The sequence below is a fragment of the Sphingobium fluminis genome, assembly GCF_037723805.1.
Classification (GTDB): domain Bacteria; phylum Pseudomonadota; class Alphaproteobacteria; order Sphingomonadales; family Sphingomonadaceae; genus Sphingobium.
Genome location: NZ_JBBJUK010000001.1, coordinates 212900 through 236093, shown reverse-complemented (window position 1 = coordinate 236093; position 23194 = coordinate 212900). Strand labels below are relative to the sequence as shown.

The window sequence follows — 23194 nt, the reverse complement described above, 5'->3', positions numbered from 1 at the left end:
CAGACTTGGTTTTGTTTGGGGCAACCCCTAGGTCGCCCAACATGACTCGCAAGGAAATCGAGGAACGCAAGTTCCGTCCCGCCCGGCAGGAAGCGCGCGACGCGAAAAACGCCGTCGCCACGCCGCAGACCAGCAGCACCGCCTATCGGCTGGCGTTTCAGGACACGGACTTCCTGCTGCGCGACGATCTGCGCCCGATCCGGTTCCAGCTCGAACTGCTCAAGCCCCAGTTGCTGATGGACGAAGCGGGGATCGAGTCGACCTTCGTTTTCTATGGCTCGGCGCGCATCCCCGAGCCGGAACAGGTGCAGGCGTCGATCGACGGCGCAACCACTCCCGAACAGCGCCGGATCGCCGAGAATCTGGGCCAGAAGGCGCGCTATTATGACGAGGCGCGCGCATTGGCGCGGATCGCGGCGCAATATCCGGTGACCGATGCCGGGTGCCGGCATTTCGTCGTCTGTTCGGGCGGCGGCCCTTCGATCATGGAAGCGGCCAATCGCGGCGCGGCCGATGTCGGGGCGCAGACCATCGGCATGAACATCGTCCTGCCGCACGAACAGGCGCCCAACGCCTTCGTCACCCCCGAACTGTCGTTTCAGTTTCATTATTTCGCGCTGCGCAAGATGCACTTCCTGCTGCGGGCGCGGGCGCTCGCGGTGTTTCCCGGCGGCTTTGGCACGTTCGACGAGATGTTCGAGCTTTTGACCCTGATCCAGACCGGCAAGATGAAGCCGATCCCTGTGCTGCTGTTCGGGCGCGATTTCTGGAACCGGGTGGTGGATTTCGAGGCGCTGGCGGACGAAGGCGTGATTTCGCCGTCCGACCTCAACCTGCTGACCTGGGTCGAAACCGCACAGGAAGCGTGGGACGCGGTGCAGACCTTCTATGCGGACAGCGAAGCGCCGGGGTGTTGACCGGACGGGATCGGCTCTTGCTCGCTGCCTTGCCGCGCATTAGGGCCGCGCCATGCTCCCCCGGCTCGCCCATATCGATTGCTGGATCTTCGATCTGGACAACACGCTCTATCCGGCGAAGGCCGACCTGTTCGCGTTGATCGACGTGAAGATGGGCGAGTTCATTCAGGGCCTGCTCGGTTGCGACGCCGAGATCGCGCGGGCGACGCAGAAGCGCTATTTCATGGAGCATGGGACGACGCTGGCGGGCCTGATGCAGCATCATGGCATCGAGCCGCGCGCTTTCCTCGATTATGTCCATGATATTTCGATGGACCGCCTGACGGTGGACGAGGCGCTGAACGCAGCCATCGCCGCGCTGCCGGGTCGCCGCCTGATCTTCACCAATGGCGATGCCGACTATGCGGCAAGGGTGCTCGACAGGCTGGGCCTCGCCGGCGCGTTCGAGCTGATCCACGACATCCATGCCTGCCAATATGTGCCCAAGCCCGACCCGTCGGGCTATGCCGCGCTGTGCGAGACCCACGGCGTCGATCCGACCCGCGCCGCCTTTTTCGAGGATATGGCCCGCAACCTGAAACCCGCCAAGGCGATCGGCATGAGCACCATCTGGGTCAATAACGGGTCGGAAGCCGGCAATCACGGCCATCACCCCGACTATATCGACTTCGAAACCGACCATCTGACGCCATTTCTGACCGACATATTGGGGACACGACCATGAGCCACGACCTGATCGCCACCATCGACGCCGCGTGGGAGGACCGCGCAAATATCGGCCTGTCCACCCAGGGGCCGGTGCGCGAGGCCGTGAACCGGGCGCTGGGCCTGCTCGACAAGGGCGCACTGCGCGTCGCCGAGCCGGTCGCGGACGGCTGGCAGGTCAATCAATGGGCCAAGAAGGCGGTGCTGCTCTCCTTCCGCCTCAATGACAATGCGCTGATCGACCATGGCCCCGGCGGCGGCCAGTGGTGGGACAAGGTGCCGAGCAAGTTCGCCGGCTGGGATGAGGCGGCGTTTCGCGCGGCAGGGTTTCGCGCTGTGCCCGGCTCCCTCGCCCGTGCGGGAAGCCATATCGCGAAGAACGTCATCCTGATGCCGAGCTTCGTCAATATCGGCGCATTCGTCGATGAAGGCACGATGGTCGATGCCTGGGTGACGGTGGGTAGTTGCGCCCAGATCGGCAAGAATGTCCACCTTTCAGGCGGCGTCGGCATCGGCGGCGTGCTGGAGCCGTTGCAGGCCGATCCGGTCATCATCGAGGATGACTGCTTCATCGGCGCGCGATCCGAAGTGGTGGAAGGCGTGCGGATCGGCCGTGGTTCGGTGCTGTCGATGGGCGTGTTCATCGGCCAGTCGACCAAGATCATCGACCGCGCCACCGGCGAAATCTTCATGGGGGAAGTGCCGCCCTATTCGGTGGTCGTGCCCGGCAGCCTGCCCGGCAAGCCGCTGCCCGACGGGTCGGCCGGCCCCGGCCTGTACTGCGCGGTGATCGTCAAGCGGGTGGATGCGCAGACGCGGTCGAAGACGGGGATCAACGAGCTGTTGCGGGACTGATTCGACCGCTGGTTGGGAGAGGTAGCGGCTCATTTCCGTCGTCCCGGCGCAGGCGGGGACCCGACTTGCCCCCAAGGCGCGCCAGTCGCGTGAGGAGAGATGGGTTCCCGCCTGCGCGGGAACGACGGGTTGGGCTGGCCATGTTCGGACGGGGTGCGTTAACCTGCACGCGTCCCACAATCATGGGGCCGGCCCCCTCCCCGCCGGGGAGTGGCGTTTAACCGCCCGCCGCCCTACATAGCCACCATGCCTCCCGATACACCCACCGACGCCCCGATCCCGCCCGCCTGGGCGACGCTGCGGCGCTTTCTGCCCTATCTCTGGCCCGCCGGTGCGCCCGCGCTGCGTCGCCGGGTGGCGATCGCGCTGCTGCTTGTCGTGCTGGCGAAGGCGATCACGCTCGTCATGCCCTTCGCCTACAAGGGTGCGATCGACCGGATGGCACCCGGGCTCGAACCGGCCGCCGGCCTCGCCATCGCGTTCATCCTCGCTTATGCGGGCGCCCGTTTCGGCGGCGTGTTGTTCGACAATCTGCGCAACGCGATCTTCGAGAAGGTCGGCCAGGAAGCGGGCCGCCGCCTGTCCGACGATGTGTTCATCCACCTGCATCGCCTGTCGCTGCGCTTCCATCTGGACCGGCGAACGGGGGCGGTCACCAAGATCGTCGAGCGTGGTACGAAGAGCATCGACACGATGCTGTATTTCCTGCTGTTCAACATCGCGCCCACGGTGCTGGAACTGGGCGCGGTATGCATCATCTTTTTCGTGAAGTTCGGCTGGGGCATCGTCGTCGCTACGCTGGCAATGGTGGCGCTCTACATCTGGTATACGCGGTTCGTAACCGAATGGCGCAACCAGTTGCGCCGCGACATGGTGGATATGGACACCAATGCCGTCGCCCATGGCGTCGACAGCCTGCTGAATTTCGAGACGGTCAAATATTTCGGCGCGGAGGCGCGCGAGGCAGAGCGCTACAGCACGGCCATGCGCAATTACGCGCGCGCGGCGGTGAAGAGCGAGAACAGCCTCGCCTGGCTCAATATCGGCCAGTCGCTCATCACCAACCTGATGATGGCGGGGGCGATGGCCTATACTGTCTGGGGCTGGAGCAAGGGGACGTTCACCACCGGCGACGTGGTGCTGGTGAATACGCTGCTGGCGCAGCTGTTCCGGCCGCTCGACCTGCTCGGCATGGTCTATCGCACGATCCGGCAGGGCCTGATCGACATGGAGGGCATGTACAAGCTGATCGACACGGAGGCGGAGATCGCCGACGCGCCGGACGCGCCCGATCTGCGCGCGGGCGGCGGCGAGGTGCGGTTCGATCATGTGCGCTTCGGCTATGATCCGCAGCGCGAGATTCTGCATGATGTCAGCTTCACCGTGCCGGCGGGCAAAACGCTGGCGATCGTCGGGCCTTCGGGCGCCGGCAAATCGACCATCGCGCGCATCCTGTTCCGCTTCTACGACATCCAGTCGGGCCGCGTGACCATTGATGGGCAGGACATAAGGGGCGTCACGCAGGAGTCGCTGCGCGGCGCGATCGGCATAGTGCCGCAGGACATGGTGCTGTTCAACGACACCGTCGGCTATAATATCGGCTATGGCCGCGAGGGCGCGAGCCAGCCGGAAATCGAGGCGGCGGCGAAAGCGGCGGCGATCCATGATTTCATCATCAGCCTGCCGCTCGGCTACGACACGCGGGTGGGCGAGCGGGGCCTCAAGCTATCGGGCGGGGAAAAGCAGCGGGTGGCGATCGCACGCACATTGCTCAAGGACCCGCCGGTGCTGGCGCTGGATGAAGCGACCAGCGCGCTCGACAGCCGGACGGAGACGGAAATTCAGGATGTGCTGCGCAGCATTTCGCGCAAAAGAACCACGATCGTTGTCGCGCACAGGCTATCGACCGTGGTCGATGCCGACGAGATTATCGTGCTGGATCAGGGACGGATCGTCGAGCGCGGCCGGCATGCCGATCTGGTGCGCGCCGACGGGCTATATGCGATCATGTGGACACGGCAGGCCAGCGAGCGCGACGATATGGAGGTGGAGCCGGCGATCGACGACGAGGTTGCGGCGATCCGCTGACGCCGGTCAGCCAACGCGCAGCGACCGATCGCCCTCCCAGGCTCGTTGACGGAACGCTGGCAGTGAATGCCAGCTCTGGTCGAAGCGTGACGCAGCTTCGCAGCTGCCATAAAATGGGGGCGGCCTGTGAGGCCGCCCCCAAAGCTTATTGATGCGTGACGGTGGTCGTAGTCTTTTCGGTGAGGGCGGCGCGGGCGGGCGCCGATCTCGTCTTGCGCACGACCTTACGCTTGCGGGCCGGCGCTTTGGACACCGTTACGGGTGCAGCGGTCTTGACCGTTTCGGTCGTCACGGTGGTGACGGCCGGCGTCGTCGCCGCTACCGCCGCCGCGTTGCGTGCGGCCTGCGCATCGGCCGCGGCGGAAGCGGCGGCCTGTTCGGCTACGCTTGCCCTGGCGTTGGCGGCGGCGGCATCCTGTTGGGCACCGGCAACCGTCGAGGCCTGAACCTGCGCATCGACCTCCGCGCGCTGCTGGCTTTCACCGATGGCGGTATCGGCAAATTGCTGCGCAGCAATCGCATCCTTGATCGCCTTCTGCTCCTTGCCGCTCTTCAGTTCCTCCTGGGCAAGCCGCAAGGACGCCTGCGCCTTGGCGAGCAGTTCCGGCGATGCGGTGCCGCTTTTCAGCTTGGTCGCCGCATCTATCTTGCCCTGCGCCTGCGCGATGGCGGCAAGCGCCTGTTCCTCATCCCCGGCGAGAGCCGGCGACGCGACCAGAAAAAGTGCGGACGCAGCAAACATACCGCGCATGGCGGACCCGATCCTAGGCATAAATTCTCCTCTCATGATAACGGAGAAGAAACGTCCTGCGCGTGACCGGGTTCCGGTTTGGAAAGGCTTTGCGTTATCAGGCCGCTTGCGCATAGGCTCTGGCTTCGGCCGCGATCAATATGTCGGCCAGCATCCAATAGGCCTCGCCCCACGCAGCCAGTACCGCATCGGTGGCAACGTCCGCCCCGACCACGTCGCGGATCGCGGGCAGCAGGGCGTCAGCGACGTAAGGATAATGTTCGGACTTCACCCCCGTCTCTACATGCCGGTGCACCATCCGCTCTACCGCCGCGCCGAGATTTTCGAGTTTGTCGATATTGCGGGCATAGGCAAGGATCGCCGCTGCCAGCCGCCGGGGCTGTTCGCCGCTCTGCTGCGCAGCCTGATCGAACATTTTGGCGATCTCCGCATTTTCAAACAGACGGGCGTACATGGCGGTGGTGATGGCCAGCCCCTGTTTTTCGATGACCGGCGCGGTGGCCTTCACGATGGCGATGGCCTCTGGCGAAACGGTGCGCATGATACGACTCCCTAAATATGGTATTTTATATACCAGTATTAGTGATATGCGTTTTATGCAATGTCTTTTCAGCGGACCATGACATGCAACTGACCCAGCACACCGATTTCGGATTGCGCCTGCTCATCGTGCTGGCGCGCAGCGGCGGAGGCCCGGTGCCGTTGACCGGCTTCGCCACGGCGCATAAATTATCCTATAATCATGTCGTCAAAGTCGCGCAGGCGCTCGTCCATGCCGGCTTCATCACCAGTCAGCGTGGTCGCAGCGGCGGCGTGACGCTGGCGCGCCCGGCCGAAGGCGTCAGCATTGGCGAAGTGGTACGCGCGCTTGAGCCCAATCTGCGCCTCGCCGATTGCGCGGGCTGTGTGTTGCGCGCCGATTGTGCGACCAGCGGGATATTGGCCAAGGCGATGGCGGCCTTTATGGCGGTGCTGGACGAAACCCCGTTGTCGCAGGCCGCAGAAACCGACAGCCCCGCCTTTCCCGCCTGGGCTATGCCGCAGGGTGCCGGTCTGGCCTAAAGCTGGCTTCAATCGCCGAGAAAAGGCGCGGCGACCTCTGCAGGCACGCGCAGGATGCGCCCCGACACCTTGTCTATGATTGCCCAGGTAGAACGGGCGGCGACCTTCACCTTGCCGTCCGCGCCGATAAATTCCATCAGCCGGTCAAAGCGAGCCCCGCGCGGCGGCTCCGCGATCCATGTGCGCGCCGTCACCCGCTCCCCTTCATGGACATTGCCGCGATAGTCGATCTCGTGCCGGGTCACGACCCAGATATAGGCGTCGACATGCGCTGGATCGGCGTCGCGGGTCCAATGTTCGGTGGCGACCTGCTCCATCCACCGCACCCAGACCGCATTGTTGACATGGCCGAGCATGTCGATGTGCTCGGGCAGCGCGGTGATGGTCGTGGTGAAGCTGGATGCCATCAGTCGGCGACGCCCAGCTGCCACAGGATGAAGGCGAATTCCTCCGCCGTTTCATGCAGGCTTTCGAACCGCCCCGACTTGCCGCCATGGCCCGCGCCCATATTGGTCTTGAGCAGCAGCGCATTGCCATCCGTTTTGGTCGCGCGCAGCTTCGCCACCCATTTGGCCGGCTCCCAATAGGTCACGCGCGGATCGTTGAGCCCGGCCGTGACCAGCAGCGGCGGATAATCCTGCGCCGTCACATTGCTGTAGGGATCGTAACCCAGGATCGTTTCGAACGCCGCCTTGTCCTCGACCGGGTTGCCCCATTCGGGCCATTCGCCCGGCGTCAGCGGCAGCGATTCGTCCAGCATGGTATTGAGCACGTCGACGAACGGCACATGCGCGACCACCGCGCCCCACAGGTCGGGATCGGAGTTGATGACCGCGCCCATCAGCTCGCCCCCGGCCGACCCGCCCGAAATGCTGATCCGGCCCCTGGTCGTATAGCCGCGCTCGATCAGCCCCTTTGCGACATCCACGAAATCGGTGAAGGTGTTCGTGCGCTTGTCGAGCTTGCCGTCGAGATACCATTGCTGACCCAGATCGTCGCCGCCCCGGATATGCGCGAGGGCAAAGGCGAAACCGCGATCGAGCAGCGAGAGGCGAGCGGTCGAGAAGCCGGGCTCCATCGCAAGACCATAGGCGCCATAGCCATAGAGGTGGAGCGACGCGCTGCCGTCACGCGGGAAATCCTTGTGGTAGACGATCGACACCGGGATCTGCGTGCCGTCGCGCGCCGGGATCATCAGCCGCTCGGTCGAGTAGCGGGCCGCGTCGTAGCCGCTCGGTATCTCCTGCACCTTGAGCAGTTCGAACCGGCCCTCAGCGAGGTGATAATCGTAGATCGTATCGGGCGTGACCATCGATTCATAACCGATGCGCAGCTTGGTCACGTCATATTCGGGATTGTCGTCGAGCGAAGCGGAATAGCTCGCCTCCGGGAATGACAGGCGTTTCGCGGCGTGGCTCGCATAATCGCGCAACTCGATCTGATCCAGCCCGTCCTGCCGCCCTTCGGTGACGTAGAAATTTTTGAAGAGGGTGAAATCGGTGAGGTAGAAATGATCGTCCGGTGCGATGATCTCTTCCCAGTCCGCAGGCGCGTCGAGCGAGGCTTTGACCAGCCGGAAATTGGGATGGGTATCATTGGTGCGGATATAGAGAGTGCCGTCATGCTCATCGACATCATATTCGCGGCTGGGCTGGCGCGCGGCGACGAGCAGGGGCGCCGCGGTCGGATCGTCGGCGGGGACGAGCCAGGCCTCGGTCGTCACATGATCGCCGGTCGAAATCACGATCCATTTTTCCGACGAGGTCAGTCCGACCGAGACGCGGAACCCCTCATCATCCTCATGGAACAGCTCGACATCGCTCTCCACCGGATCGCCCAGCCGATGGAGGCGCGCATTGTCGGTGCGCCAATTCTCATTGGCGAGGCCGTAGAGCAGGCCGCGGCTGTCGCTGGTCCACACCAGGGCGGACAGCGTATTCGGGATCACCTCGGGCAGTATCTCGCCGGTGAACAGGTCCTTGATCCGTGCCTCGAACCGTTCCGACCCGTCATCGTCGATGGCGTAGGCGAGATAGCGGCCATCCGGGCTGACCGACATCGCGCCCAGTCGGAAATAGTCATGGCCCTCCGCAAGCGCCGGTTCGTCGAGGATCAGCTGGTCTTCGCCACCGGCAACGGGCTTGCGATACCATTTGCGATATTGCGCCCCCGTTTCGAACGCGCGCCAGTAGATATAGTCGCCATCCTTTTGCGGAACCGAACTGTCATCCTCCTTGATGCGGCCCTTCATCTCCGCGAACAGCCGGTCCATCAGCGGCTTGTGCGGCGCCATCGCGCTTTCGAACCAGTCATTCTCCGCCGCCAGATAGTCGAGTACCGCCTGGTCCTTAACGTCCGGGTAGCCCGGATCGCGCAGCCAGGCCCAATCATCCTGCACGGTGAGACCGTGATGCGTGAAGCTGTGCGGACGGCGGGGCGCGAGGGGAGCAGCGGAGGCAAGCGTTTCGGTCATTCAGGTTCCATCTGTTGGCATAAGCGGCCGGGGCTGCTTATGTTGTCGTCATGACCGCCCGCGCAAGAGGGCTGACGCGCTTGAGGAAATTTCGATGTCCAACCATCAAGACCGACTGACGGCTTTGCGCGAGCAGCTGGTGCGCCAATCGCTGGATGGTTTCGTCGTGCCGCTGACGGACGAGCATATGAGCGAATATGTCGGCGCCTATGCCCAGCGCCTTGCCTGGCTGACCGGATTTCAGGGGTCGGCGGGGAGCGCCGTGGTGCTGCCGCTGGAAGCCGCGATCTTCGTCGATGGCCGCTACACGCTGCAGGTGCGCGAGCAGGTGGAGGGGGCACAGTGGCACTATGAGAATGTGCCGCAGACCTCGATCGCGGCCTGGCTGAAGGATCATGCGGGCGCGGGCGGGCGGATCGGCTATGACCCATGGCTGCACACGCGCGCATGGGTGAAACAGGCCAGCGAGGCGTTGAGCGGCAAGGGTGCCCGGCTGGTCGCGGTCGACACCAACCCGATCGACAGCATCTGGCCCGATCGCCCCGTCCCCAGCGGGGCCCGGCTGGTGGTGCATGAGGATCGCTTTGCAGGACAGGGCGCGGCGGACAAGCGGGCGGCGATGGCGGCGTGGCTTCAGACCAGTCAGGCCGATGCCGTCATCCTGTCAGCGCTCGATTCGATCGCTTGGACCTTCAATATTCGCGGGCGCGATGTCGACCGTACGCCGGTCGCGCTCGCCTATGCCATCATCCATGCCGATGCGACCGCCGACCTCTTCGTCGCACCGGAAAAGATCGACGCGGGCGTGACCGCGCATCTGGGCGACGCCGTTCGCGTGCATGATCGTTCGGCCTTCGCCGGCGCGCTGGCCGCGCTTTCAGGCAAGACCGTCGTCGCCGATCCCGAGCGCGCGGTCGCGGCGATCTTCGACGCGCTGGAGGCCGGCGGCGCGACCGTGCTGGCGCTGCGCGATCCCGCCGTCCTGCCAAAGGCGATCAAGAATGCGACCGAGATTGCGGGGCACAAGGCGGCGCAGGCACGCGATGGCGCGGCGCTTTCCCGCTTTCTGCACTGGCTGTCGATCGAAGCGCCCGGCGGCGGGCTCGACGAGCTTGGCGCGGCGGCGCGGCTGGAGGCGTTTCGTCGCGATACGGGCGAGCTTGTGGACCTGTCGTTCGACACGATCAGCGGCGCGGGGCCCAATGGCGCGATCGTCCATTATCGGGCCGGGCCGAAGACCAACCGGACGATCGAGAACGGGTCGCTCTATCTCGTCGATTCGGGCGGGCAGTATCGCGACGGCACCACCGACGTGACCCGCACCATCGCCATCGGTACACCGACAGAAGAGATGAAGCGGCGTTTCACCCTCGTCCTCAAGGGTCATATCGCGCTCGCCAGCGCCGTCTTTCCCAAGGGCACGCGAGGCAGCCAGCTCGACGCGCTGGCGCGGCAGTTCCTCTGGGCGGAGGGCCTCGATTATGCGCATGGCACCGGCCATGGCGTCGGCAGCTTCCTGTCGGTGCATGAAGGGCCGCAACGGATCGCCACCACGGGCGGGGCGGATGAGCCGCTGGCGGCAGGCATGATCATCAGCAACGAGCCCGGCTATTATAAGACAGGCGAATATGGGATTCGCATCGAAAATCTCGTGCTGGTCGAAAGCCGCGACGTGGCGCAGGCGGAGCGCGACATGCTGGGTTTCGAGACGCTGACCTTTGCGCCGATCGACCGGCACGCCATCGACGTTGCGCTGCTCACACCCGCCGAACGGGGCTGGCTCGATAATTATCATCGGCGCGTGCTGCAGATTGTCGGCCCGCAACTCGACGGCGATGCGCGGGGCTGGCTCGAAACGGCCTGCGCACCGCTTGGCGCTCAGCCGGCCTGATCGTCACGCCCGGCGGGTTCGCCGCGATCCGGCTCGACCGGCTCAGACGCGCGGGCCTGCGCCTTGCGTCGGCGCAGATTGTCGCGCAACGCCTTCGCCAGCCTGTCCCGACGCTCGTCGCTTCCGTTGGTCATACACTCCCCCCTACCCAATTTCCCCCGCGCACCGCAAGCCGCCTTGACAATCGAGCCCGTTCGCGGCCATAGGCCCGGCTCCGTCGCCCGCGTGGCCCGGTGAAAATGGTTAAATGCTGCCGTAGCTCAGTGGTAGAGCGCATCCTTGGTAAGGCTGAGGTCGGGAGTTCAATCCTCCCCGGCAGCACCATTTTTCCTGACAGCTTATCGGCGCCCTTAGGGGGAACTGCGCTGCGAATCGCAGAGGTTCCGACGGATCGCCTTTTGTCATCGCGGTATCCGGCTCCTGGCCAAATCGCGACGAGAGCCGGATCGGCTTTCCGCTAAGCCGTTATATCGCCTCGAAAAATTGCAGCGCATAAAGATTTTGCGCTGCACCATAAAAGCGCTTGTGCCGGGCCGCAAAAACTGTAGGCTTTGGAACGGCCGCACAACAAAGTGCGCATATATTTTGTGGTCTTCCCAATGACGGGAAGGCGCAAGGACTGTGCAAAATACAGTCTATGGCAATGACGCCGCCCGAACCGATCCAGCCGGATCGTCGTTCGAGGCGGCTTTTTCTTGTTCAAAATCCGGGGGGAAAAATGACCGACAATTCACGTCAAGATGATGCTGCGATGCAGCGCAGGAAGTTTATCAAACTGGGCGGAGGCGCTGCGACGCTGGCGGCGGCGAGCGCCCTGCTGCCATCCGGCGCACGGGCGGCCGCAGGCGTGCCCGAGGTCAAGGGCGCAAAGCTCGGCTTCATCGCGCTGACCGACGCCGCGCCGCTGATCGTCGCCAGGGAGCTGGGGCTGTTCGCCAAATATGGCATGCCCGACGTTCAGGTGGTCAAACAGGCGAGCTGGGCCGCGACGCGCGACAATCTGGTGCTGGGCGCGGGCGCGGGCGGCATCGACGGCGCGCATATCCTGACGCCCATGCCCTATTTCCTGACGCTGGGGGTCAACGGCAAGACGACGCCGATGAGCATCCTCGCCCGGCTGAACGTCAACGGCCAGGGTATTTCGGTGGAGAAGGAATATCTGTCCGCCAAGGTCGACATCAACGCCGGGAAGATGAAGGGCATCATCGCCAAGCGCAAGGCGGCGGGCAACAAGATCACCATGGCCATGACCTTTCCCGGCGGCACCCATGACATGTGGTTGCGCTACTGGCTGGCCGCCGCGGGCATCGATCCCGACAAGGATCTGGAGCTGATCACCGTGCCGCCGCCGCAGATGGTCGCCAATATGAAGGCGAACACGATGGAAGCCTTTTGCGTCGGCGAGCCATGGCACGACCAGCTGATTTCGCAGGGGCTGGGCTATACGGCGGTGTCGACCGGGCAGATGTGGATGAACCACCCGGAAAAAAGCTTCGCGATGCGCAGTGACTGGGTGGCGGCCCATCCCAATGCCGCCGTCGCCATCACGGCGGCGATTATCGATGCGCAGCGCTGGGCCGACAATCCGGCCAATGTCGGCAAGCTGGCCGCCATGATCGGCGGACGTGACTGGCTGAAGGTCGCGCCGGCCGACATTCAGGATCGTCTGGCGGGCACGTTCAACATGGGCGATGGCCGCATCATCAAGAACGCGCCGTTCAAGATGAAATTCTGGGCCGCCAACGCATCTTTCCCGTTCAAGAGCCACGACCTGTGGTTCCTTGTCGAGAACAAGCGCTGGGGCAAGCTGCCCGCCGGACTCAACACCAACGGGGCGATCGCCCGGGTCAACCGCTCCGACATCTGGCGCAAGGCGGCGGCGCTGGCGCGGGTGCCCGCCAACCAGATCCCCAAAGGCGACAGCCGCGGCGTCGAAAAATTCTTCGACGGCAAGGTTTTCAATCCCGGCAATCCCGCCGCCTACCTCGCCAGCCTCGCCATCAAGCGTTGAGCGACTCCAAGGGAGCATGAGATGACCGCCATTTCCGTCCTTGCAACCCCGTTCGAAGGCGGCGACCCGCAGCCGGCGAACGACCTGTCCGACAGCCCCCCTATCGGCTCCGCCCCGTCCGGCGCCACCCCATCGGCGCCGGGGGCTCCCGGGACGGACGGGAATGCCCCGGCGCCGACCGCGCCCGCTCTTTCGGCCTTGTTGGAGCGGGCGCGGGATCTTGCCGCGTCCATCCTGCCCACGCTGCTGATGCTGGTTCTGCTGCTGGCGCTGTGGGAAGCGACGTGCGCCAGCCCCGCGTCGAGCCTGCCCAGCCCGTCGCGCGTATGGACCGAGAGCCATGAGGTGATCGTCCATCCGTTCAAGGGCGTGACGGTCGACGCATCGGGCGTGCACATCCAGGATGGCGGGGATGTGGGCATCGCCGGGCACATCCTGACCAGCCTGGAGCGGGTCGCGATCGGCTATGGCCTGTCCGCCATCGCCGGCGTGGCGCTTGGCATATTGATCGGCCAGAGCCTGTTCGCGTTCCGCGCGCTCGACCCGCTGTTCCAGGTGCTGCGGACGGTGCCGCCGCTCGCCTGGCTGCCGATCAGCCTCGCAATATTCCAGCAGGCCGGCCCGTCGGCGATCTTCCTGATCTTCATCACTGCAATCTGGCCGATCATCCTGAACACGGCTGCGGGGGTGCAGAACATCCCGCCGACCTATCGCAATGTCGGTCGCGTCCTGGCGCTCAGTCCGCTGCGTTATCTGCTGCGCATCATGCTGCCCGCGACGGTGCCCTACATGTTCACGGGCCTGCGCATCGGTGTCGGCATGAGCTGGCTCGCGATCGTCGCGGCGGAGATGGTGCAGGGCGGCACCGGCATCGGCTTCTTCATCTGGGACAGCTATAACAGCTCGCTCCTTACCGACACCATCGTCGCGCTGATCTGGATCGGCATGGTCGGCTTCAGCCTCGACCGGCTGGTCGGCTGGATCGGCCGCCGCGTCGCCCGCCAGGGTTGAAAGGAACCGCCATGAAACAGCAAGCCTATCTCTCGCTCGAAGGCATTGGCGTCACGTTCGAGACGCGCAAGGGGCCCTTCACCGCACTCCAGAATGTCGATCTCGCCATCGACAAGGGCCAGTTCGTCGCGCTGATCGGTCATTCAGGTTGCGGCAAGTCGACCCTGCTCAACATCGTCGCAGGGCTGGTCAGGCCGACGCGCGGCGTGGTGCTGCTCGACGGCGGGGTGATCGACCGGCCGGGCCCCGATCGTGCGGTGATCTTTCAGGACCATAGCCTGCTGCCCTGGCTGACAGTGGAGGAGAATGTCCGGCTCGCGGTCGATCAGACGATGAAGAGCGCGAGCAAGGCGGAACGGCGCGACTGGGTGCTGCACAATCTCGAACTGGTCCACATGGCGCATGCCGCAGCCAAGCGGCCGGGCGAATTGTCGGGTGGGATGAAGCAGCGCGTGGGCATCGCCCGCGCGGTGGCGATGCAGCCGCGCGTGTTGCTGATGGACGAGCCGTTCGGCGCACTCGATGCACTGACCCGCGCCAGTTTGCAGGACGCGGTGATGGAGATCCAGGCCAGGCTCAACAATACGGTGGTGATGATCACCCACGATGTCGATGAAGCGGTGCTGCTCGCCGACCGGGTGGTGATGATGACCAACGGCCCCGCGGCGACCATCGGGGAGGATCTGGCGATCGACCTCGCCCGGCCGCGCAACCGGATCGAAGCGGCCGAAACGCCCGCCTATAATCATGCCCGGCAGGCAGTGCTGCACTTCCTGCACCAGCGCTACTCCAATCCGTTCGACAGGGCCGCCTGAGCGGAGGCGCTGCTGCGCCCGGCATTCCACTGTCGATACACCGGGTCCGTCGTCCTGCGACGGGCGGTGATCCATGTCGCATATCCATTATAAAAAGGGGGAAATAGCATGTATTACAGACTGATATCCACGCTCGGCATGTCGGCGGCTGCCCTGGCAGCGGCGCAACCAGCCTATGCGGACAGCTTCAAGCTCAAGCCGATCATCGACGCGCGGCTGCGCTATGAGGGCGTCGATCAGGACGGCCTCGCCAAGGATGCCGACGCACTGACGCTGCGGATGCGCAGCGGTGTCGAAGCGACCAGCGGCGCTTTTTCCCTCCTCGTCGAGGCTGAAGGCACGCTGGCCCTGTCGGAAAATTATAATAGCGGCGTCAACGGGAAGGCAGCCTATCCGATCGTCGCCGACCCGGAAAATGTCGAACTGAACCGCGCGCAGATCCAGTTCAGAGGCTTGCCCAAGACGGTCGTCACCCTCGGCCGCCAGCGCATCAATCTCGACGATCAGCGCTTTGTCGGATCGGTCGGCTGGCGGCAGAATGAGCAGACGTTCGACGCCGCCCGCGTGGAATGGACCGGGGTCAAGAATTTGAAGGCCGACGTCACCTATGCCTGGAGCCAGCGTACCATCTGGGGCGTCGACGGGTTCGGCGCGCGGCAGCAGGCGGTGAGCGGCGACAACATCCTCGCCAATCTCTCCTACAAGCTCAAGACCGGCATGATCACCGGCTTTGCCTATATCGTCGATCAGGACGAGGCGGCCGTCACCTATCTCGGCCGGCCCTTCAGCCTGTCGAGCCAGACTTATGGCGCGCGCGCTGCTTTCAGCGTGCCGCTGTCCAAGGCGGTCAAACTCAACCTGCTTGCGAGCTATGCGCGCCAGTCCGATTATCATCGCAGCCGGATCGACTATGCGGCGGATTACTGGCTGGGCGAAATCGGCATTTCCGCAAAGGGCTGGACCCTGACCGGCGGCTATGAAGTGCTGGGCACGGATGCGTCCGCCTGCAACAAAGTAAACGGGGCCGCGGTGGTCGCGAGCCTTCAGACGCCGCTTGCGACGCTCCACAAGTTCAACGGCTGGGCCGACAAGTTCCTCGTGACGCCGCCCAACGGGCTGCGCGACGCCTATGGCAGTATCGGCTACACCCTGCCCAAGGTCGGGAAGATGGGGCCGCTCGGCCTGCTGGTCGCCTATCATCGGTATGACAGCGACCGGCTCGGCATCGATTATGGCAGCGAATGGAATGCGCAGGCGACGCTCAAGATCAGCAAGCGGCTGTCGGGGCTGATCAAATATGCCGACTATAATGCCGATGCCTTCGGCACCGACACGCGCAAGCTGTGGGCGCAGGTGGATTATTCGCTTTAGGGCGAATGTTCCAAATCGAGCAATGATCGAAAGCGCGCTGCGTCTTGCGACGCGGCGCGCTTTTGCGTGAATGCTGCCCCGACGCAATTGGGCGGTCTCGCGCATTTCCGGTTTTGAGGTTATTGGCGGAGAGGCAGGGATTAATAACCGTCAACAAAAACGGCGAAAATCCAAACTTTTATTGCACGTTACCCGAGGCTTTACCACACCAGTTCCCGCAGGCGCCTCTGCTGATCATAAACTCACCAGCTTGATAGCATGCTAATATAAGGCAAGACACCAGGGCGCGAAGCAGAGAATGGATCCACCGATTGACCACGGAGCGCGTAGTTCGGCTGGTTCCCCCGAAACCAGCCTTGACGGTTAACCCGGGCGTCGCCGCGCGCAGATCAAGCTCTGAAACGATCTGAGCCTTTGCAAGCGTATCGCCGCTGACCACAGCAACGGCAACAGGCGTTTTAGCAAGGCTTGCCTCTCGCCGTTATGCCGTAACGACGATATCGGTGCTTACCCCAGTATCTGCGTCACCGGGCGATGAGACAGCTGATTGCTGAGCATAGGTTGGCACGACGATCGTGGTGCAACCGAGTGCTAGGCCAACATGGACCGACTTAAACATTTTTCTCATAATAACATCTTCCTTAAACTATGCTCTCAACAGATTTCGATTGGACATAACCATCCACGCACCACAAATGACGTGTATGTGGAGAGCAGGCATCTGTAGTATCGTCGGAGCAGGTCGTCACATCTGCTCTAACAATAGGGAATTGCTCGTTTGATATAGGACCTCATCCGCTTCGAGCGGTGAGTGCTTAATTCACGAAATAGCTACAGCAGCGGCAAATCCTTAAGCAGCTTGGCGAGCGACAGCGCGCTGCCGCAAGATAGCCCGCAACGTAAATCCATAGTTGAGCCACATCCATATAAAATATCCGGTTGCCGGAACCCAAAAGCCAAGTGGCCCCGAATATGTGAACGGGCCTGTCTGGAAGACGGGTAGAAGAATATCAGGCAGGAATGTCAGAACCAGAAGGATATTCCAGTATCCCAACCAACGCGGATATATTTCCTGCCCCGATTTGTTGCCAAGAATCCCGATTGCCTGAATGAGATTTAGAGGTATTTGTGTCCAGATCCCGCCGATGAACATGAACCAAGCCAGGTCGATAAAAATGACTTTCGCATCGGGCAGGATGTCGGGACGATAGGATACAGCCAGCCAAATGGCGCAGGGCAAGAAATTGCATACGCATGTCAGCGCCGCCATGACATTAAACAGATTGGAGAGAACGGAATTTGGTCCTTCCATCCTGCGCAGCTGGGCTGCGATTGCCGCCATCGGAAAGGCAAAAATGCAGGATCCCAGTAGAGCCAATAGTATCCCAGCACGCATCATCACGTTGTCGGGGGAAAAAACTTTTGCAATCTCCACAGGCGGAATGCTGGGAGATGGAGGTGGTAGAAACCCCGCCATTAGAAATGCGCCGATACAAAGCGTTGGCACAAATACCCAAACTGCATTTATACAGAGTAATTCGTTTCTCGAGTTATCCATTTCCGTCCTCCCCAGTCATTGACCCTCGTTAAAACGGTTTCCATTGGTAGAGCGCTACCAGCGTCAAGGGCACTGCAACCAGCCACACTGTGATGAATATTCGCAGTATCAACGGCGCTGTACGAACTTCCATAAATTCATACGCTATCAACCGCATTTTAAACGCGGCAATAGCGATTGTGCTTACACTGATAAGCAAAGATTGTTCTGACCCACCTGGCCAGGCCACGAGAGCCGTTGCTGCAGTGGCGAGCAACAGCATCGACAGAATAAATGTTTCGCGGTTAACAAGCATGGTTGCGCCTCATCGCACAAGATAGAGTAATGCGAAAATCATTACCCACAGGAAATCGGTCAGGTGCCAGAATATCGATACACATTCTATGAACGGCATATCGGATGGAATATCAGCCGGCTGGCGAACCTTGAAAAGAACAAATATCATGACCACCATTGCTATGATGACATGGAACAGATGCATGCCGCTGATGGCGAAATAATAGAGGAAAAACAGACTTGATCCTGGGGTAAAACCAGAATTTATCTTTCCATGGAAATCGACAACCTTCAGGATACAGAATGCCAGTCCGCAGACCATTGCGAGAACAACGAGTCTCGTGGCCGCCTGACTCATCCCTCGGCGCTTTTGACGTAGGGCCATTGCCACAAACCAAGAGCTCACCAACATCAATAAGGTGAAAATGATCCCTGTCGTCTCGTTCAGATGCGTGCTTCCATCAATGAACATGGCCGCGTTCCGAGCGCGATCCCACATGAATATACAGAAGATCGCACCGAAGACGACCATATCGCCGCAGATCATAGACCAGAATGCCGGATCGCCGGGCCATCGGCTTTTCGCCGAATTCACTTTTAAGACTTCGGTCAGCATTGAGTATCTACAGGAGCGTTCAGGGGCCCAGATCGATATGCGTCATTTAACGTCGATCGAAGTCCCTCAAATGCAGTTCGTTGAAGACAATGAATCCTTGCAGACATCTTTTGCATCCTTCCTCCCCCGAACTTATTTTGATCAATTTAGAAACGCACCCGCCATTCGGCGCTCTTGCCAGGCCGGAAGGTCACGAATTGGCCAGCGGCGTATCCTGCCTTTGCTCGCACAATCTCACAGAGTCAATATAAATTGGTCAACCATTCGAAAACTGGCTTCGCCTCTTGGATGTGCCACTTCTTATTGCTACGGGGCGGTCCGGAGGAATGTTTATGGCCAAGTCTGCGCGGTCGAAGTCGCAATCTGAGACGCGAGATCAACGGAAGACTCAAATTCTTGATGCGGCACGGATTTGCGTCCGCGATCATGGGATCCATGCTGCGACGCTAAATCGCATCGCCGCGCTCGCTTCGATGAGCGGCGGTCATGTCTATCATTTCTTTGCCACAAAAGAGGCGCTTATGATCGCCCTGTGCGATCGCGATTTGGACGATTTTATGATGCACATGTCGCAATTCACTGAGCGTGCGCGGGTCGATCCGGGCAATGTGGCAGAGGCTCTATCAGCAGAAATTATGGCTTGGTTCAGCCAGGACCGCGCTGCGCTTACAATTGAATTTGTGGCCGAAGCGGGACGAAATCCAAATTTTCTCGAGATGGTGCTGCGTAACGAAGGCCGGATGCGGGAAGCGATCCATTCTATCATGGGACCGTTGTTAGTCGGGCTTCCCGAGCCGGAAATCAAAAAGCGGGTCGAGACATTGCTCGTTATGATGCGTGGCCTTGCTGGTCATGCCTGCACACGCCCAAAAGCCGAATATGGCGTTCTGGCAGAGACTTTCGAGATCGTTCTCCGGGGAGTACTCACCCTCAAGTGAAGGACAAACTCGAATTTGCGGAGACCACTACCGCACGCACGGACGATGGCAGCAAGATACTGAAAGCCGCCGTCTTTCCGAGGTTAGCAAATGGCAGCTTCGTCCCAAGACCAACAATAATAGTGAGGGCGCGGACCCCGAACGGGCCGGCGGCCCCGATGCCCATGGCCAGGCCGCCATGCTTCTGGTGGAAAGCCTGATCCACGGCCTCATCGCTGGCGCAGTCATCAGTGTGGCCGACGCGGTGGAAATTGTAGGCGGGCAGCGGAGGTGAAGGAGGAGATATCCGCGAAGCGCTGCGCCTTGGTCGGCTGCCAGCGCTCATCGAAAAAGAGCGAGCCAAGGATAATGGCGGAAACAGTCGCACCGCAATCGATGCACGCGCAAAAGCGGATCAGCGAAAATAAAGGGCGATCCGATCACATTGCCGACCAATGCCGAAATGGATGCCCTTATCGACAAGGTCGCCGGCGGCATCGAAGCTGGCGAGGTAAAGGAGGCGTCAGACCTTACCATCAACCTATCCGCTGACGAGCGGCGCAAGCTGATCGGCTACATCATCCGGCCGTTCAACTTCCTGAAGCATGCGCAGCGCGATCCGTTGGCGACACTCGACGAAGGCGATTTCAACCCGGACGGTGCAATCATCCATGCGCTCACGGCCTTCTCGATGATCTGCCCGGGCAAGCCCCTGCCGGACACGATCGTGCCGTTCCTGGCGGAGCACGGGCTTTCATAAGTGGTAGGGCACCTTGTCGCTTGCAGCAGCGGGGGCGTGTCTTTCCTATGCCACCTACTAGCGCTTCTCAACATTTTCGATTATATTTTAATCGGATTGATAGCAGGTGATAAACATGGCGACCGATACGAAAGTGCTGACCGCGCATGTCCCCCTAGGACTCGCTGAAAAGGTTGAAGCGATGGCTTCGCGGCTGGAACGCTCGCGCGGCTGGGTGATGAAGCAGGCGCTGGCCGCCTGGGTCGATCAAGAGGAGGAGCGTCACCGGATGACGCTCGAAGCCCTTGAAGATGTCGATGCTGGCCGCATCATCGATCATCAGGCGATCCAGGCATGGGCAGACAGCCTCAGCACGGACAGGCCGTTACCGCCGCCCGTAAAATGAATATCCAATGGACCAGCAAGGCGTTTTCGGACCTCGTGCGCTTGCACGAGCATCTGAGGCCGGTCGCGCCTGACGCTGCCGCTCGGGTCGTTCAGCAGCTTGCGCACGCGCCTGACCGGCTGCTCGATTATCCGCGGATCGGCGAGAAGCTGGAAGCCTATGAGCCGCGCGAGGTTCGCCGGATCATCGTTGGCAACTACGAGCTGCGCTACGAGATCGCCAACGTCACGATCTTTATCCTGCGCCTCTGGCATTGTCGTGAAAACCGCAGTTTCCAGTCGGAGGAATAGGTAATGGCGGCCCAAGAGAGTGCCGGCGCAGGGGCGCGACGTAAGAAAGCCGCCGCACGCCCCTATCTGCGCTACGCCGCGACGGATGCTTTGTGTCGAGGCGCGGCAAAGCAGCCTGTCGGGATGGTCGCGCCCCGCAAACTTCGTTGTCGAACGCCACGCCGCCCGGTGGAATGTCCGGCCGACCTGCTCGATTATGCCGACACGCCTTCGCCACGCCGTTCTTTGTCGCGGTCGTGTCCGGCGTCCGATCAGCTCGAACGAATACTGGGATATCAATGGCCCCATCCGGGCCGTCCGCCCAAAGACGATCTCTCGGTCTGGACCGTCACCGACGACTGGCCGGAGCACGTGCCAGTCACGAGCGCCGAGGTGGACGTGTTCGAGGCATGGTTCGGCGATGTCTTCGACGAGCTGTTCGGACCATGCCAATGATGTGAGGAGTTCGCTGTCATGACCGTGTCCCAATACGGCAAAGGGGCGCGCGCCGCTCTCTATCTGCGCGTCTCTACGGCGCGGCAGGCCGAGCATGACGTGTCGATCCCCGATCAGCGCAAGCAGGGCGAAGCCTATTGCCTGTCGCGGGGATTGGAGTTGGTTGATACCTTCGTCGAGGCGGGAGCGTCTGCGACCAATGACCGCCGGCCCGAGTTCCAGCGCATGAAAGCCACCCGCGATCAGGCGCGGGCGGATGCCGAGCGCGCGTCGGCTTTGCTGCAAAGCTCGGCTCAGCAGGCAATCACGCCCATGATGCTGCGCAGCTTTGCCCGAACTGCCCGCCAGCGCATCCGGTTGGAAGGCGGCGGCTATCGCCGCGATCATTTGCGCGCGCTAGCGCAGAGGGTGGAGGTCGATCAGGGCGAAGTCCGAATCATGGGCTCCAAGAGCAACCTATTGCGGGTGCTCGCCGCTAACGGCGTAGCCTCGGCGGCGGGCGGAGTGCCCACCGTTGTTCCGAAGTGGCGGAGAGGCAGGGATTCGAACCCTGGGTACCGTCACCGGCACGCCGCATTTCGAGTGCGGTGCATTCGACCACTCTGCCACCTCTCCGCAGAAGGTCCGCCGCGCCATTGGCGCCGCACGTCCCGGTCGAGCGGCGCCAATAGCGAATGATGGCGGGCTTGCCAAGCATGGCCTGCGGCTATTTTTCTTGTGCGCCAGCGCAACTGTCCTACATTGGAGATATGACAGACGCGATTCAGATTTTCGGCGCCGGCGTGACCGCCCCTCCCATCGTCCATGCCCGATTCAGCATCGGCGATGTCGTCAAGCATCGCCTGTTCGCGTTTCGTGGCGTCATATTCGATATCGATCCCGTTTTCGCCAACAGCGAGGAATGGTATGAATCGATCCCGGAGGCGTCGCGCCCGGACAAGCATCAGCCTTTTTATCACCTGCTCGCCGAAAATGGGGAATCGAGCTATGTCGCTTATGTAAGCCAGCAGAATCTGGTCGGCGACGACAGCGGCGAGCCGGTCGATCATCCCGGCATTTCCGACATGTTCGGCGCCTATGCGAATGGCAAATATCGACTGCGCCCGCTTCATCGGCATTGATCGCGCCAACGGCGGCAATGCCCGGTCCGTTGGTCGCCGTTTGAGGCGGTCTGCGCGGATCATGATGGCGCTGGCGGGCGCGACGTTGATGATGGGCAGCGTTCATGCCGCCGAACCCGGCGCCAGTCGCGCGGGCGCACCCAAGGCCGACCCGGCCTTTCCTTTCTCGAACGAGATCGAAGCCTTCGCCAGGGCCAATGATGCCGGCCCCGCACTGGGCGAGGCGACCCTGTTCATGGGCAGTTCCAGTATCCGCCTGTGGGACATTGCCGGCAGCTTTCCTGACATCCCCACGGTCAATCGTGGCTTTGGCGGCGCGACCACGCCCGACGTGCTGCGCCATTATCGACGTCTGCTGCCGCGCAAGCCGCCGCGATCGATCGTGGTCTATGTGGGGGAAAATGACCTAGCCGGCGGCGCGCAGCCGCAGGAGGTGGCGCGCGACATTCTCACCCTGATGGGCCGGCTGCGCAGCGACTATCCGCGCGCGCATATCCTGTGCCTGTCGCTCAAACCCAGCCCGATCCGCTGGACGCTCTGGCCCAAACTCGCCGCGGTCAACATGACGGTTGCGGCTCGGTCCCGCGCCAGGGGATTCGACTATCTCGACGTCGGCCGAACGCTGCTCGCCGCGGACGGCTTGCCTGACGCGTCCCTGTTCGGCCCGGACGGACTCCATATGAATCCGCGCGGATATCAGCGCTGGACGGCTCTTATCGACGCCTGGCTGGACCATGCGGCGCTGGACGATGCCGGTCGCAAGGGTGCGTCGTGACCACAAGGCCATATAGGGCCTAGCCTCTCACTTTCCGATTGATCCACGACCAAGCAAGATTATTACAAGCCACTATATAGGATGGCGAGAGGACCCGGCAGTGACGATTGA

25 protein-coding genes, 2 tRNA genes and 1 pseudogene are annotated in these 23194 nt (G+C 62.1%); 19 read left to right on the top strand and 9 right to left on the bottom strand.

The genetic code is table 11. The annotated features are described in order from the left end of the window. Positions 1 to 41 precede the first annotated feature (41 nt). The 4 genes from WG907_RS01175 (at position 42) to WG907_RS01160 (ending at position 4565) form a co-directional block, all read left to right on the top strand. Positions 42 to 917, top strand: coding sequence for an LOG family protein (locus tag WG907_RS01175; RefSeq protein WP_340230725.1), 876 nt, complete (start codon positions 42 to 44; stop codon positions 915 to 917). Between the two features lie 52 nt (positions 918 to 969). Further along, positions 970 to 1641, top strand: a complete 672-nt coding sequence (locus WG907_RS01170; RefSeq protein WP_340230724.1) for a pyrimidine 5'-nucleotidase — start codon at positions 970 to 972, stop codon at positions 1639 to 1641. After that, complete coding sequence (dapD, locus tag WG907_RS01165) at positions 1638 to 2477, top strand: 2,3,4,5-tetrahydropyridine-2,6-dicarboxylate N-succinyltransferase (protein WP_340230723.1); 840 nt, start codon at positions 1638 to 1640, stop codon at positions 2475 to 2477. The genes WG907_RS01170 and dapD overlap by 4 nt, the downstream gene beginning before the upstream one ends. Before the next feature lie 246 nt (positions 2478 to 2723). Further along, the gene (locus WG907_RS01160; RefSeq protein WP_340230721.1) at positions 2724 to 4565 is read left to right on the top strand and encodes an ABCB family ABC transporter ATP-binding protein/permease; all 1842 of its coding nucleotides are present in this window, start codon (positions 2724 to 2726) and stop codon (positions 4563 to 4565) included. A gap of 145 nt (positions 4566 to 4710) precedes the next feature. On the opposite strand, the gene WG907_RS01155 is transcribed toward WG907_RS01160, so the two are convergent. Beyond that, entirely contained in the window at positions 4711 to 5316 is a 606-nt protein-coding gene (locus tag WG907_RS01155) for a hypothetical protein (protein WP_340230719.1), read from the bottom strand. A gap of 97 nt (positions 5317 to 5413) precedes the next feature. Next, positions 5414 to 5857, bottom strand: a complete 444-nt coding sequence (locus WG907_RS01150) for a globin domain-containing protein (RefSeq protein WP_340230717.1) — start codon at positions 5855 to 5857, stop codon at positions 5414 to 5416. A gap of 83 nt (positions 5858 to 5940) precedes the next feature. Here WG907_RS01150 and WG907_RS01145 point away from each other — a divergent pair, with 83 nt between their 5' ends. After that, positions 5941 to 6378: an RrF2 family transcriptional regulator gene (locus tag WG907_RS01145; RefSeq protein ID WP_340230715.1), complete on the top strand. Its 438-nt coding sequence runs from the start codon at positions 5941 to 5943 to the stop codon at positions 6376 to 6378. 8 nt (positions 6379 to 6386) lie between these two features. On the opposite strand, the gene WG907_RS01140 is transcribed toward WG907_RS01145, so the two are convergent. Further along, positions 6387 to 6785 carry an acyl-CoA thioesterase gene (locus WG907_RS01140; protein ID WP_340230714.1) on the bottom strand — a complete coding sequence of 133 codons (399 nt, stop codon included), beginning with the start codon at positions 6783 to 6785 and terminating at the stop codon, positions 6387 to 6389. After that, entirely contained in the window at positions 6785 to 8851 is a 2067-nt protein-coding gene (locus tag WG907_RS01135) for a S9 family peptidase (RefSeq protein WP_340230713.1), read from the bottom strand. Before WG907_RS01135 ends, WG907_RS01140 begins: the two co-directional genes overlap by 1 nt. Before the next feature lie 94 nt (positions 8852 to 8945). Between WG907_RS01135 and WG907_RS01130 the strand changes: the two genes are divergently transcribed. After that, complete coding sequence (locus WG907_RS01130; RefSeq protein WP_340230711.1) at positions 8946 to 10742, top strand: aminopeptidase P family protein; 1797 nt, start codon at positions 8946 to 8948, stop codon at positions 10740 to 10742. Here the strand turns inward: WG907_RS01130 and WG907_RS01125 are convergent. Continuing rightward, a complete protein-coding gene (locus WG907_RS01125) occupies positions 10730 to 10876 on the bottom strand; it encodes a hypothetical protein (RefSeq protein ID WP_340230709.1) in 147 nt (48 codons plus the stop codon). The two genes, WG907_RS01130 and WG907_RS01125, sit on opposite strands and share 13 nt — an antisense overlap. Positions 10877 to 10991: 115 nt before the next feature. Between WG907_RS01125 and WG907_RS01120 the strand changes: the two genes are divergently transcribed. The 5 genes from WG907_RS01120 (at position 10992) to WG907_RS01100 (ending at position 15950) form a co-directional block, all read left to right on the top strand. Continuing rightward, positions 10992 to 11066: transfer RNA gene (locus WG907_RS01120), tRNA-Thr, on the top strand. Between the two features lie 427 nt (positions 11067 to 11493). After that, on the top strand, positions 11494 to 12753 hold the full coding sequence (locus WG907_RS01115; RefSeq protein ID WP_340230707.1) for a CmpA/NrtA family ABC transporter substrate-binding protein: 1260 nt from the start codon (positions 11494 to 11496) through the stop codon (positions 12751 to 12753). A gap of 21 nt (positions 12754 to 12774) precedes the next feature. Further along, positions 12775 to 13764, top strand: coding sequence for a nitrate ABC transporter permease (gene ntrB, locus WG907_RS01110; protein WP_340230705.1), 990 nt, complete (start codon positions 12775 to 12777; stop codon positions 13762 to 13764). Between the two features lie 11 nt (positions 13765 to 13775). Next, entirely contained in the window at positions 13776 to 14579 is an 804-nt protein-coding gene (locus WG907_RS01105; protein WP_340230704.1) for an ABC transporter ATP-binding protein, read from the top strand. Between the two features lie 108 nt (positions 14580 to 14687). Then, positions 14688 to 15950 (top strand): alginate export family protein, encoded by a 1263-nt coding sequence (locus WG907_RS01100; RefSeq protein WP_340230703.1) that lies wholly within the window; start codon positions 14688 to 14690, stop codon positions 15948 to 15950. A gap of 850 nt (positions 15951 to 16800) precedes the next feature. Here WG907_RS01100 and WG907_RS01095 read toward each other — a convergent pair. The 3 genes from WG907_RS01095 to WG907_RS01085 form a co-directional block, all read right to left on the bottom strand. After that, the gene (locus tag WG907_RS01095) at positions 16801 to 17385 is read right to left on the bottom strand and encodes a hypothetical protein (protein ID WP_340230702.1); all 585 of its coding nucleotides are present in this window, start codon (positions 17383 to 17385) and stop codon (positions 16801 to 16803) included. Between the two features lie 151 nt (positions 17386 to 17536). Next, positions 17537 to 17803 carry a cytochrome C oxidase subunit IV family protein gene (locus WG907_RS01090; protein ID WP_340230701.1) on the bottom strand — a complete coding sequence of 89 codons (267 nt, stop codon included), beginning with the start codon at positions 17801 to 17803 and terminating at the stop codon, positions 17537 to 17539. Between the two features lie 9 nt (positions 17804 to 17812). Further along, positions 17813 to 18400, bottom strand: a complete 588-nt coding sequence (locus tag WG907_RS01085; RefSeq protein WP_340230700.1) for a cytochrome c oxidase subunit 3 — start codon at positions 18398 to 18400, stop codon at positions 17813 to 17815. 332 nt (positions 18401 to 18732) lie between these two features. On the opposite strand from WG907_RS01085, the gene WG907_RS01080 reads away from it, so the two are divergent. The 6 genes and pseudogenes from WG907_RS01080 to WG907_RS01055 all read left to right on the top strand — a co-directional run. Further along, the gene (locus WG907_RS01080; protein WP_340230698.1) at positions 18733 to 19338 is read left to right on the top strand and encodes a TetR/AcrR family transcriptional regulator; all 606 of its coding nucleotides are present in this window, start codon (positions 18733 to 18735) and stop codon (positions 19336 to 19338) included. A gap of 424 nt (positions 19339 to 19762) precedes the next feature. Continuing rightward, positions 19763 to 20077, top strand: a complete 315-nt coding sequence (locus WG907_RS01075; RefSeq protein ID WP_340230696.1) for a hypothetical protein — start codon at positions 19763 to 19765, stop codon at positions 20075 to 20077. Between the two features lie 115 nt (positions 20078 to 20192). Continuing rightward, the gene (locus WG907_RS01070; protein ID WP_340230695.1) at positions 20193 to 20462 is read left to right on the top strand and encodes a CopG family ribbon-helix-helix protein; all 270 of its coding nucleotides are present in this window, start codon (positions 20193 to 20195) and stop codon (positions 20460 to 20462) included. After that, positions 20411 to 20752 (top strand): type II toxin-antitoxin system RelE/ParE family toxin, encoded by a 342-nt coding sequence (locus tag WG907_RS01065; protein ID WP_340230693.1) that lies wholly within the window; start codon positions 20411 to 20413, stop codon positions 20750 to 20752. The genes WG907_RS01070 and WG907_RS01065 overlap by 52 nt, the downstream gene beginning before the upstream one ends. A 3-nt stretch (positions 20753 to 20755) precedes the next feature. Beyond that, positions 20756 to 21187, top strand: coding sequence for a hypothetical protein (locus WG907_RS01060; RefSeq protein WP_340230692.1), 432 nt, complete (start codon positions 20756 to 20758; stop codon positions 21185 to 21187). 18 nt (positions 21188 to 21205) lie between these two features. Continuing rightward, positions 21206 to 21421: pseudogene (locus WG907_RS01055) on the top strand (recombinase family protein); the annotation flags it as partial. Positions 21422 to 21712: 291 nt separating this feature from the next. Here the strand turns inward: WG907_RS01055 and WG907_RS01050 are convergent. Continuing rightward, a tRNA-Ser gene (locus WG907_RS01050) sits at positions 21713 to 21802 on the bottom strand. Positions 21803 to 21936: 134 nt separating this feature from the next. Here WG907_RS01050 and hspQ point away from each other — a divergent pair. Together hspQ and WG907_RS01040 are read left to right on the top strand one after the other, a co-directional pair. Further along, positions 21937 to 22308 (top strand): heat shock protein HspQ, encoded by a 372-nt coding sequence (hspQ, locus tag WG907_RS01045; RefSeq protein WP_340230691.1) that lies wholly within the window; start codon positions 21937 to 21939, stop codon positions 22306 to 22308. Then, the gene (locus WG907_RS01040) at positions 22265 to 23083 is read left to right on the top strand and encodes a GDSL-type esterase/lipase family protein (protein ID WP_340230690.1); all 819 of its coding nucleotides are present in this window, start codon (positions 22265 to 22267) and stop codon (positions 23081 to 23083) included. Before hspQ ends, WG907_RS01040 begins: the two co-directional genes overlap by 44 nt. Positions 23084 to 23194 lie beyond the last annotated feature (111 nt).

Coding starts and splice junctions, on each gene's coding strand:
- WG907_RS01155 (WP_340230719.1), bottom strand. CDS start 5,316: ATGCGCGGTATGTTTGCTGCGTCCGCACTTTTTCTGGTCGCGTCGCCG.
- WG907_RS01125 (WP_340230709.1), bottom strand. CDS start 10,876: ATGACCAACGGAAGCGACGAGCGTCGGGACAGGCTGGCGAAGGCGTTG.
- WG907_RS01115 (WP_340230707.1), top strand. CDS start 11,494: ATGCAGCGCAGGAAGTTTATCAAACTGGGCGGAGGCGCTGCGACGCTG.
- ntrB (WP_340230705.1), top strand. CDS start 12,775: ATGACCGCCATTTCCGTCCTTGCAACCCCGTTCGAAGGCGGCGACCCG.
- WG907_RS01090 (WP_340230701.1), bottom strand. CDS start 17,803: ATGCTTGTTAACCGCGAAACATTTATTCTGTCGATGCTGTTGCTCGCC.
- WG907_RS01150 (WP_340230717.1), bottom strand. CDS start 5,857: ATGCGCACCGTTTCGCCAGAGGCCATCGCCATCGTGAAGGCCACCGCG.
- WG907_RS01100 (WP_340230703.1), top strand. CDS start 14,688: ATGTATTACAGACTGATATCCACGCTCGGCATGTCGGCGGCTGCCCTG.
- WG907_RS01160 (WP_340230721.1), top strand. CDS start 2,724: ATGCCTCCCGATACACCCACCGACGCCCCGATCCCGCCCGCCTGGGCG.
- WG907_RS01140 (WP_340230714.1), bottom strand. CDS start 6,785: ATGGCATCCAGCTTCACCACGACCATCACCGCGCTGCCCGAGCACATC.
- WG907_RS01130 (WP_340230711.1), top strand. CDS start 8,946: ATGTCCAACCATCAAGACCGACTGACGGCTTTGCGCGAGCAGCTGGTG.
- WG907_RS01065 (WP_340230693.1), top strand. CDS start 20,411: ATGGGCAGACAGCCTCAGCACGGACAGGCCGTTACCGCCGCCCGTAAA.
- WG907_RS01085 (WP_340230700.1), bottom strand. CDS start 18,400: ATGCTGACCGAAGTCTTAAAAGTGAATTCGGCGAAAAGCCGATGGCCC.
- WG907_RS01080 (WP_340230698.1), top strand. CDS start 18,733: ATGGCCAAGTCTGCGCGGTCGAAGTCGCAATCTGAGACGCGAGATCAA.
- hspQ (WP_340230691.1), top strand. CDS start 21,937: ATGACAGACGCGATTCAGATTTTCGGCGCCGGCGTGACCGCCCCTCCC.
- WG907_RS01060 (WP_340230692.1), top strand. CDS start 20,756: ATGGCGGCCCAAGAGAGTGCCGGCGCAGGGGCGCGACGTAAGAAAGCC.
- WG907_RS01175 (WP_340230725.1), top strand. CDS start 42: ATGACTCGCAAGGAAATCGAGGAACGCAAGTTCCGTCCCGCCCGGCAG.
- dapD (WP_340230723.1), top strand. CDS start 1,638: ATGAGCCACGACCTGATCGCCACCATCGACGCCGCGTGGGAGGACCGC.
- WG907_RS01070 (WP_340230695.1), top strand. CDS start 20,193: ATGGCGACCGATACGAAAGTGCTGACCGCGCATGTCCCCCTAGGACTC.
- WG907_RS01145 (WP_340230715.1), top strand. CDS start 5,941: ATGCAACTGACCCAGCACACCGATTTCGGATTGCGCCTGCTCATCGTG.
- WG907_RS01040 (WP_340230690.1), top strand. CDS start 22,265: ATGCGAATGGCAAATATCGACTGCGCCCGCTTCATCGGCATTGATCGC.
- WG907_RS01135 (WP_340230713.1), bottom strand. CDS start 8,851: ATGACCGAAACGCTTGCCTCCGCTGCTCCCCTCGCGCCCCGCCGTCCG.
- WG907_RS01105 (WP_340230704.1), top strand. CDS start 13,776: ATGAAACAGCAAGCCTATCTCTCGCTCGAAGGCATTGGCGTCACGTTC.
- WG907_RS01170 (WP_340230724.1), top strand. CDS start 970: ATGCTCCCCCGGCTCGCCCATATCGATTGCTGGATCTTCGATCTGGAC.